The 9,680-nt window shown below is 60.3% G+C and carries 8 protein-coding genes; 5 read left to right on the top strand and 3 right to left on the bottom strand.

All coding sequences use genetic code 11. The features are described 5' to 3' along the window. Positions 1–219: glycogen/starch synthase (locus tag AC2VNK_RS04600; protein WP_486882988.1), on the bottom strand; the 219-nt coding region annotated here is incomplete at its 3' end. Positions 220–379: 160 nt separating this feature from the next. Here AC2VNK_RS04600 and AC2VNK_RS04595 point away from each other — a divergent pair. Continuing rightward, positions 380–949 carry a 3-deoxy-D-manno-octulosonic acid transferase gene (locus tag AC2VNK_RS04595; RefSeq protein WP_291522902.1) on the top strand — a complete coding sequence of 190 codons (570 nt, stop codon included), beginning with the start codon at positions 380–382 and terminating at the stop codon, positions 947–949. 77 nt (positions 950–1,026) lie between these two features. Here the strand turns inward: AC2VNK_RS04595 and AC2VNK_RS04590 are convergent, their stop codons facing one another. Then, complete coding sequence (locus tag AC2VNK_RS04590; protein WP_486882987.1) at positions 1,027–2,730, bottom strand: hypothetical protein; 1,704 nt, start codon at positions 2,728–2,730, stop codon at positions 1,027–1,029. Between the two features lie 161 nt (positions 2,731–2,891). Between AC2VNK_RS04590 and AC2VNK_RS04585 the strand changes: the two genes are divergently transcribed. The 4 genes from AC2VNK_RS04585 to AC2VNK_RS04570 all read left to right on the top strand — a co-directional run bounded on the left by AC2VNK_RS04585 (position 2,892) and on the right by AC2VNK_RS04570 (position 7,750). Then, positions 2,892–3,338: a DUF1841 family protein gene (locus AC2VNK_RS04585; RefSeq protein ID WP_486882986.1), complete on the top strand. Its 447-nt coding sequence runs from the start codon at positions 2,892–2,894 to the stop codon at positions 3,336–3,338. A gap of 42 nt (positions 3,339–3,380) precedes the next feature. After that, positions 3,381–5,177, top strand: a complete 1,797-nt coding sequence (locus AC2VNK_RS04580) for a M3 family oligoendopeptidase (protein WP_486882985.1) — start codon at positions 3,381–3,383, stop codon at positions 5,175–5,177. Positions 5,178–5,179: 2 nt separating this feature from the next. After that, entirely contained in the window at positions 5,180–6,553 is a 1,374-nt protein-coding gene (gene fumC / locus AC2VNK_RS04575) for a class II fumarate hydratase (RefSeq protein ID WP_486882984.1), read from the top strand. A 78-nt stretch (positions 6,554–6,631) separates the two neighbouring features. After that, complete coding sequence (locus AC2VNK_RS04570) at positions 6,632–7,750, top strand: 3-deoxy-7-phosphoheptulonate synthase (RefSeq protein WP_291522479.1); 1,119 nt, start codon at positions 6,632–6,634, stop codon at positions 7,748–7,750. On the opposite strand, the gene metG is transcribed toward AC2VNK_RS04570, so the two are convergent. Beyond that, the coding region (gene metG, locus AC2VNK_RS04565) for a methionine--tRNA ligase (protein ID WP_486882983.1) at positions 7,743–9,680 on the bottom strand (1,938 nt) is incomplete at its 5' end. The two genes, AC2VNK_RS04570 and metG, sit on opposite strands and share 8 nt — an antisense overlap.

Genomic DNA, 9,680 nt, shown 5'->3' with positions numbered 1-9,680 from the left:
CAGCGACCACAGCTCGGCTGTTTCACCCGTATAGGGCACGTTGACGGCGCAGCACCAGCGCAGATCCGGCAGTGCCGGACGCCCATAGTAGGGCACCAACACGCGAACATCGACGCCCAGTTGCCCCAACGCCAGGGGCAAAGCCCCGCCGACATCCGCGAGGCCGCCGGTCTTGGAGTAGGGCACCATCTCCGAGAATACAAAAAGTGTTCGCAACATAGGGTGTGTGTTCTTCTGTGCAGAGCGTTGTTGCTAATATAACACAAAGGCGGTGCGCGGTTCACACATGCATGGGTTCAGCAGGTTTTGAATGATGTGCCGGTGTCGCCTATCATCGGCGGATGGAAAAGCCCATAACACCCGCAAAGGAGTGATCTGCATGGATTGGTGCGAGCGTTTTAAGGAGTTTCGGGACCGGAACCGTTGCGTAGTGTATTTCCCCAACTTGCACGAAGGCGAAGATGCCGAGGCCTATGGGATATTTCTTTCTCTGATGCGGGCGAAGATGGGGATCATGGTGCTGGCGCCAGATCGGGAAGAACGCTACGAACCCGTTTATCGTGATGCGCTGAAATACCATCTGCAGACCATCCGCCATAGTCGTTTGTTCACCAGCTTCGTGCCCATCAAAACGCGCGTCTATTTTGTGGAAACGGTGGAGCAGCGCGATGCTTTCTACGCTTGTGTGGATTTTTGTGTGCCTGGCGGTACCTTGGTAGGAGGTGCAGTGGATCTCGGCAAAGCCATTGCCGATGGTTGTCCCCTCATCCTCGGTCCGAAAATGCCGGATAATGTGGTACGTCAGGGCTTGTTGGCCGCTGGCGCTGCGGTATGGGCACAAGATAATGCGGAGATTATCGATCTGGCGAAGGCCTGGCTGAACGATCCGGCAGCGGCCAGGGCGGCAGCGGAGAAGGCAAAGGTGTGGTGGGGACAGCACGGGGCTTAGTACCTGCGTCCCTTCCCCGCGACGCAAAAAAGCCCCGAACCAGCAAGGTCCGGGGCTTTTTTGCGAGAGCTAGAAAATCAGCCCTGTTTCAGCGCCTTCAGGAAGATGGAGGCGAAGCGCACGGCGAACTTCAGCACGAACTGGGTGTCTTTGGCGAAGAAGATCTTCATCAGACCGAAGATACCGCCACCCTTGTTGTTCTCGTCCTTCATCTCGGTCCTGGTCTGCTCCAGCGCCTTCATCGCCTTGTTCACACCGCTGGCAAAGACTTCGTCGGAGGGGATCATGGGGACGACTTGCGTCATGACCATGTTCAGCTTGCCGACCAGGCCGGCCTTCTGCAGGTTACCCACCAGCGCGAAGACGTCAGGCAGCATGTCCATCAGGTGGGCATCATGCAGCCCCTGAACAATTTCCTTGATCCGTGCGTTGACGCTTTCCGCGTCGCCTTTTACAGCGCTGGTCGCAATTTGCGCGATTTCCAACCAGGCCATGGCGCCCTGGCCGACGACGCCGACGATGTGGCGGATGGTGCCGTCCTGCCAGAATTCGCCCATCATGTCTGCAGCGGTGCCAAAGGCGACACTGAGATCGCCGTGTGGCGTGATCAGTTCCTGCAGATGGATACCCTTGTCCTCCAGGGCTCTGGCGGCCGCCTGCAGGGAGGCTCCAACCGTTTCCGCCATGCCCAGCACGCCGCCGACGCGGTCCGCCAGGCTGTTGGCGTCACCCTGCGCCAGCGCCTTGGCACGCATCGCGATTTTCAGCCACTTTTCGGCTTCTTCCGCGAGGTCATCCAGCTTTTCCGGCAGGTCCATGTCGCTGAGGATGTTGCGGACCGCGCCCACACCATCTTTACCCGCCTGAATAAAGAAGCCCGCGCTCGCGGCATAGCCGGCGAGGTGCTCCACCTGGTCCAGCAAGCCCTCCACCCGCTGAGCGAGATCTTCGGAGTTGCCCCGTGCCAGAGTCTTGACCCGCAGCGCGATGTGCATCCAACGGCTGCCACCGGCACCAATAGTGGCGAGCGTGCCGCTCATGTCCGCGCCTTCCAGCACTTCCGGTATGGTGTCGCGCAGGGTGCCGATGGCGATGTTCATCTGCCCACCGAGGATTTCCGCCATGTCGAGCATGCCGCTCAGGCGCGCCTGCAGGTTGGGGGCGTCACCCTGAATGAGGCGCTGGGCCCGCTTGGCCATCTGAATCCACTGGTCGGCCATTTCCTGAATTTCGTCGAGGCGATCCGGCAGGTCGAGCTGGCCGACCATGTTGCCGACGACGCCGACACCCTGCCGGGCGCTATCCATCCAGTACTGGATGCTTGCGGTGGCGCCATGAATTTTCTGCACCATGTCTTCCGGATTTTCGCCGATGATGGGGCATTTGAGCTCAGCACTGAGGGCGGAGAGGGAGCTGAAGAAGCCGGCGCGCTGCAGGTTGCCGAGTAGTTGCAGGACTTCCTTCAGGGTCTTGTCGAGTTCCGCATTTTGAACGTCGTTCAGCACGTTGCGCAGGCGATCCAGCGGCTCCTCACCGGAGTTGCCCTTAATGAAGATTAGCAGCGACTCCGAGACGCGCTGCAGTTGTTCCAGATACGGCTGCATGGTCTCCATGAGCTTGTCGGTATCGATGGCCCGCGGCAATTCGTTGAGGATGTCGCGCAGCATCTGCAGCAGGTTCTGCACCTGCAGGGCGGCGTCACCGACTTTACCGAGTCCTTCCCACTGGCGTTCATTGAGGGTGGTTACTGCTGCTGACGATACTGCATTCGCGTTGGCCATGATGCGCTGATCTCCCGCTGAAAATAATGTCGCGATAAGTGCTTTTGATTAAGATGGGTGAGACTTCCAGGACCTGCCCTGTTTATCACAAAGGGCCTCTCTTTCCTACCCGTGCCGGTCTGGCCTATGATCTTCCGGTATGTTCTGACAGGCTAATCATTATGCTTTATGGCAGTAAACGAGAAACATATCGACAAGTCTTTCTGGACAGTTGGCGGGCCTATCAGGAGGGCCGTCCGCTGGAAGGGGTGCAGACGCGGATTGTCGCTGTCATTCTCCGCCATCCGGAATATCATGCCCTGCTGAGCGATGCGCAGCACGGACTGGAACAGGATTTTCCGCCCGAGCAGGGACGGAGTAACCCCTATATGCACATGTCTCTGCATGTAGGGCTGGAGGAGATGTTGGCATTGGGACAGCCTGCAGGTATTGTGGAGCTCTTCGACAGCGCGCGCCGCAAGCTGGGTGAAACCGGCGCCGAACATCTTTTCGTGGATTGTCTGGGAGAGATGATGTGGCAGGCCCAACGCGCAGGACGTGCCCCGGAACTGGCGGCGTTGTTGTCTTGTGTACGCCATAGTCTGGGTTTACCGGAGATGGCGGGCTGAACGGCGGGCCAATCAAACATTACTCGGATGGAGAATAACAGCATGGTGGAGGGCGTAAATCAGGCAGCGACGGGCGCGGAGCAGGTACATTGGCGTCTGGAAGATCTCTATGCCGGGGTGGATGATCCGCGGCTGGCGGAAGACATGCGCTGGGCGGATAGCGCAGCGACGCGCTTCGCCGAAGCCTATCGCCCCGGTCTGGGCGGGCTGAATGCCGCGCAGTTGGCGGCGGCTGTGGGCCAGTTGGAGGCTATCCGCCAACGTATTGCCCGGGTGGGTACCTTCCGCTATCTCAGTTACGTCACCCACGCCGATCAGCCCGCGTATGGCGCCGCCATGCAGGCCTACGAGGAGGCGGCCACGGCCATTCAGAATCAACTGATCTTCTTCGATATCGCCTGGAATGCCGTCGCGGAGAGCCGGGCAGAAAGCCTGCTGGCAGACCCCGCACTGGCGCATTGGGCGCATTTGCTGCGCAACTGGCGGAGGTATCGTGACCACCTGCGCAGCGAGAGTGAGGAGCAGATTCTGTCCGAAAAGCGGGTGACAGGGCGGGCGCTCTGGGAGCGGCTTTTTGATGAGACATTGACGGAAATGCGCTTTCCCCTGCGCGGCAAGCAGATGACCGAGCAGGAGGTGTTGACACTGTTGTCCGATCCCGACCGGGAATTGCGTCGGGATGCGGCCGAGTCCCTCAGCAAGGGGCTGGAAGGGCGCTTGCATACCCTCACCACCTGTTTCAACGCCATCCTCGCCGACAAGGCCCTGGATGACCGTCTGCGCCGCTATCCCCACTGGCTGAGTGACCGCAATCTGAGCAACGAAATCTCCGACAAAATGGTCGAGGCGCTGGAGCAAGCCGTGGTTGGACGCTACGCGCTGGTGGCCCGCTATTACCGGCTCAAGGCCAAATTATTGAACGTGTCGCCATTGATGGATTATGACCGTTATGCGCCTTTGCCAGGCGGCGAGCGGCGCTACGACTGGACGGAGTGTCAGCGTATCGTGCTGGCCGCGGTGACGGATTTTTCTCCGGAACTGGGGGTTATCGGCCAGCGCTTTTTCGATGAAGGCTGGATTGATGCCGCACTGGCGCCAGGCAAGCGGGGCGGGGCCTTCGCCCATCCGGCGACGCCGGATGTCCATCCCTATCTTATGGTCAACTATACCGGCACAGTGCGCGATGTGATGACGGTGGCCCACGAACTGGGACATGGTATCCACCAGTATCTCGCCCGCGAGCAGGGCCACATGAACGCGGATACCCCCCTGACCACGGCGGAGACGGCTTCTGTCTTTGGCGAGATGCTGACCTTCGAGCGCCTGGTGCGCGAGGAGCGGGACCCCCAGCGACGGCTGGCCCTGCTCTGCGGCAAAATCGAGGATACCTTTGCCACGGTGTTCCGGCAGATGGCCATGCACCGCTTTGAAGTGGTCATGCATGGCGCCCGCCGCGCCGAGGGCGAACTGAGCAAGGATCGGCTGGCGGAGTTATGGATGCAAACCCAGGCGGAGCAGTTTGCCGACAGTATCCAGTTCAGCCCCGGTTATCGCTGGTGGTGGAGTTATATTCCCCACTTCATCGGCTCGCCGGGCTATGTGTATGCCTATGCCTTTGGGGAACTGCTGACACTGGCGCTGATTCAGCGCCAGCGGGCCGCCCCGGCGGAGTTCGTGCCCGGTTATATCGCCATGCTGAAACTTGGCGGTAGTCAGGCCCCTGCCGAGGTGGTGGCGATGACCGGCATTGATCTGGAAGAGCCGGAAATCTGGTCGCGAGCGCTGGATTACATGGCCGGGATGGTGGATGAGGCCGAAAAGCTGGCTGGGGTACACTGAGTATGCGTCAGGAAAAGGACAGCATGGGCGTTATCGAGGTGGAAGACGCCGCTCTCTGGGGCGCCCAGACCCAGCGCTCCTTGCGCTATTTCGCCATCGGTACGGAGCAGATGCCTCTGTCGGTTATCCACGCCCTGGCGCGGATCAAGCGGGCGGCGGCTTCGGTGAATGCCGAGCTGGGACTGCTGGACGCCACGCTGGCCGAAAAGATCAATGACGCGGCGGCGGAAGTCATTGCCGGGCGCTGGGATATGCAGTTTCCTCTGCGGGTCTGGCAGACCGGCAGCGGCACCCAGAGCAACATGAACGTCAACGAGGTTATTGCCAACCGGGCCAATGAAATGGCAGGGCAGCCCCGTGGTAGTAAAGCGCCGGTACACCCCAACGATCACGTCAATCTGGGACAGTCTTCCAACGACGCTTTTCCATCAGCCATGCATATTGCGGCGGCTTTGGCGGTGCATCAGGGGCTCTTGCCGGCATTGGCGCACCTGGGGGGAGAACTGGAGCGTAAGACGGGGGATTTTGCCCACCTCATCAAGGTCGGGCGCACCCATCTGATGGATGCGGTGCCGCTCACTTTGGGGCAGGAGTTCTCCGGCTATGTGGCGCAATTGCAGCAGGGCATCCACAGCCTGGAGCAGACTCTGCCTGGTCTTTACGCCCTGGCGCTGGGCGGGACAGCCGTGGGTACCGGTCTCAACTGCCACCCGGATTTTGCCAGTGCGGTGTGCGCGCGGTTACATGCGGAGCTGGGTCTGCCTTTCCGCCCGGCGGCCAACGCGTTTGCCGCCCTGGCGGGACATGAAGCTTTGCTGCAGTTGAGCGCGGCGCTGCGTGGCATAGCCATGTCCCTGATAAAGATTGCCAACGATATCCGCTGGATGGCCTCGGGCCCGCGGGCCGGTCTGGGCGAGCTGCATCTCCCGGAAAACGAACCCGGCTCCTCCATCATGCCCGGCAAGGTAAATCCCACCCAGGCTGAGGCCCTGACCATGGTCTGCGTGCAGATTTACGGCAATGATGCGGCCATCGCTTTTGCCGCTTCGCAGGGCAATTTTGAGCTGAATGTTTATAAGCCAATGATAGCGCATAATATTCTGCAATCTATCCGGCTGCTGGGAGATGCGGCGAGGTCTTTCACCGACCATTGTCTGCACGATCTCCAACCTGCAGAAAGTCGGCTACGGCAGAATATGGAAGAATCCCTCATGCTGGTGACGGCTCTGACACCTGTGATCGGTTATGAAAAAGCCGCTATTGTCGCCCAGCATGCCCACCGCGAAGGCTGCACCTTGCGAGAAGCCATCTTGGCGCTGGATTGCCTTTCCGGCGAAGATGTTGATCGCCATCTGCGTCCGGAAGCGATGCTTTAGTGTTTGTGTCTCTGGATTGCCCGAGTAAACTGCCACCAGAATGCCAGGGTTCATGCAGACACCAGAAGGAGATTGATCATGATTTTGATTTTAGAAGCCGACCTCGGCGAACAATCGCCGATCTTCCAGCAACTGCTGACCCATCTGCGCGGCTTCTCCGGCATTCACTTTCGGGTCCATCAGGAACAGGGTGCGGAGCAGGTACTTAGTGAAATCTACCTGATCGGTAACACCAAGCCGTTGCGGATAGAAGATATGGAAGCCCTGCCCGGTGTCGAGCGGGCGATTCGCGTATCCCGGGAATATCGGCTGCTGGGCCGCCATACCGGCGATCAGCGTACCCATGGTTTTGATTACAACGGGGTGCGTTTCGGCCAGGACAATCTCAACGTGTTTGCCGGGCTCTGCGCCGTGGATACCCCGGAGCACGTCGAGCAGATGCTGCGCGCCCTGCAGGAAAACGGCCAGGTCTGCACCCGCATGGGCGCCTACAAACCGCGTACCAGTCCTTATGCCTTTCAGGGGCACGGCAAGGCCTGTCTGCCCTGGGTTTTTGAACTGGCGGGCAAGTACGGTATGCGCGTCATCGCCATGGAGATCCTCCACGAGTCGCATATGGATGAAATCCGTGAGGCGCTGGAGAAGACCGGCCATCCGACCGGGGTCATGTTGCAGATCGGCACCCGCAATACCCAGAACTTTGAGTTGCTGAAGGCGGTGGGCCGGCAGCAGGAACTCCCCGTGCTGCTCAAGCGCGGTTTCGGCATTACCCTGGAAGAATCCCTCAATGCCGCCGAATACCTGGCCTCGGAGGGAAATACCAAGGTGGTCTTCGGGCTGCGCGGCATGAAGACGAATCTGGGTGACCCGCACCGCAACTTCGTGGATTTCGCCCAGGTGCCGGTCGTGAAGCGGCTGACGCGGATGCCGGTCTGCATTGATCCATCCCACTCCGTGGGCAGCCGCGATGCGGGGCCGGATGGCATCATGGATGTCTTCCATGTGACCGCGCAGGGCGTGGTGGCCGGCGCCAACATGATTCTGGTGGACTTCCATCCCGACCCGGCAACAGCGCTGGTGGATGGCCCGCAGGCCCTGCTGCTGAAAGAGCTCCCGTGGTTCCTGGAAGACGTGCGTCTGGCCCGGGAAACTTATGAAGAACGCAAGTTGCTGGCGACCGCGCAGACCCCTATTTAACCCGCATGCCCGGCTGCGCCCCGCTATCGGGAGAGAGTAGGAAGGGTCCGCCCTCCGGCCCGCTGGCGGCAAGCACCATGCCCTCGGACAGGCCGAAGCGCATTTTTCTGGGCGCCAGATTGGCGACCATCACGGTCAGCCTGCCGACCAGGCTGGTAGGATCGTAAGCGCTCTTGATGCCGGCAAAGACCGAGCGGGTGCCCTCGCCAATATCCAGGGTGAGGTGCAGTAGCTTGTCCGCGCCTTCCACGCTGTCCGCGGCAATAATCCGCGCAATGCGCAAATCCACCTTGCTGAAGTCGTCCATGCTGATAAAGGGGTTTTCTTCCTTGGCCTCAGCAGGTACGGGCGTGGGCACTGGGGCCGCCGCCATGCCGGGGGCTGTTGCGGGGCTTTCTGCAGAATTCTGGATCAAGGCGTCCACCTGGGGTTTTTCCATACGTTGTAAAAGATGGGTGTACGGCTGGATCTGGTGATCGAGAAGCGGCTTGGTCAGGCCCGCCCAGTCCAAGTCGCACTGCAGGAACTCCAGCGATTTGCGCGAGAGCTCCGGTAGCACCGGGCTGAGCAGGGTGACCAGCACCCGGAAGCCGTTCAGGGTGACGCTGGCGACACGGTGCAGCGCCTCGCGTTGGGTCGGATCTTTGGCCAAAGTCCAGGGTGCATTCTGGTCCACATAAGCATTGATCTGATCCGCCAGCGCCATGATGTCACGCATGGCCTTGCCATACTCCCGCCCGGCGTAGGCCTCACCGATGGCCTCCTGGGTCTGCAGCAGCCCATCATAAAAGGCCTGATCATTGCCCAGGGAAGTGGCCAGTCGGCCCGCAAAGCTGCGGTGGATGAAACCCGCCGCGCGGGAGGCCAGATTGACCACTTTGCCGACGAGGTCGCCATTGCCTTTGAGCAGGAAGTCTTCGAGATTGAGGTCGATATCTTCCACATGGCTGTTGAGCTTGGTGGCAATGTAGTAGCGCAGGAACTCGGGATTCAGATGCTGGAGATACTGCCCGGCGGTAATGGAGGTGCCGCGCGACTTGCTCATTTTGGCGCCGTTTACGGTCAGGTGCCCGTGGGCGAATATACCCGTCGGCAGCCGGTGTCCGGAGCCCTTGAGCATGGCTGGCCAGAACAGGCCGTGAAAATAAATGATGTCCTTGCCGATAAAATGGTAGATCTCCGCAGTGGAGTCCGCGCCCCAGTAATCGGCGAAATTGCGGTCATGGGTCGAGCACCAGTACTGGGTGGCGGCCATGTAGCCGGGCAGGGCGTCCAGCCAGACATAAAAGAACTTGCCGGGGGCATCGGGGATGGGAATGCCGAAGTAGGGGGCGTCGCGGCTGATGTCCCAGTCGGCCAGGCCAATACTGAACCATTCATCGAGCTTGTGGGCGACTTCGTCCTGCAGGGTACCACTGTGAATCCACCGCCGGAGGAAGTCGCTGAAATCGCCGAGCTGAAAAAAGTAGTGCTCCGAATTGCGGCGCTCGGGTACGGCACCAGAGACCGCGGAAACGGGGTTGATCAGGTCGGTGGGGCTGTAGGTGGCGCCGCAGACCTCGCAGCTATCCCCATACTGATCCGCTGCGCCGCAGCGCGGGCAGGTGCCGCGAATGAAGCGGTCGGGCAGGAAAATGCCGGCGACGGGATCGTAGGCCTGTTCGATTTCGCGGACGTTGATGTAATCCGCTGCCCGCAGGGCACGATAGATACTCTGAGAAATTTCAAAGTTTTCCGGCGAGTGGGTGCTGTGATACAGATCGAACTGAATACCGAAGCCGGTGAAGTCGCGCAGATGATCGCCGTGCATGCGGGTGATGAGTTCTTCTGGCGTGATGCCCTCGCTCTGGGCACGGAGCATGATCGGCGTGCCATGGGCATCATCGGCGCAGACATAGACGCAGTCGTGGCCCCGCAGGCGCTGATAGCG

It is taken from the genome of Acidithiobacillus sp. TH-A35 (assembly GCF_057473505.1).
Note: the sequence above shows the minus strand (reverse complement) of the source record. Positions and strands in the feature narration are given on the sequence as shown.

Excerpts from the sequence above, each read along its gene's own strand:
- AC2VNK_RS04595 (WP_291522902.1), top strand. The coding sequence starts at position 380 with ATGGATTGGTGCGAGCGTTTTAAGGAGTTTCGGGACCGGAACCGTTGC.
- AC2VNK_RS04590 (WP_486882987.1), bottom strand. The coding sequence starts at position 2,730 with ATGGCCAACGCGAATGCAGTATCGTCAGCAGCAGTAACCACCCTCAAT.
- AC2VNK_RS04585 (WP_486882986.1), top strand. The coding sequence starts at position 2,892 with ATGCTTTATGGCAGTAAACGAGAAACATATCGACAAGTCTTTCTGGAC.
- AC2VNK_RS04580 (WP_486882985.1), top strand. The coding sequence starts at position 3,381 with ATGGTGGAGGGCGTAAATCAGGCAGCGACGGGCGCGGAGCAGGTACAT.
- fumC (WP_486882984.1), top strand. The coding sequence starts at position 5,180 with ATGCGTCAGGAAAAGGACAGCATGGGCGTTATCGAGGTGGAAGACGCC.
- AC2VNK_RS04570 (WP_291522479.1), top strand. The coding sequence starts at position 6,632 with ATGATTTTGATTTTAGAAGCCGACCTCGGCGAACAATCGCCGATCTTC.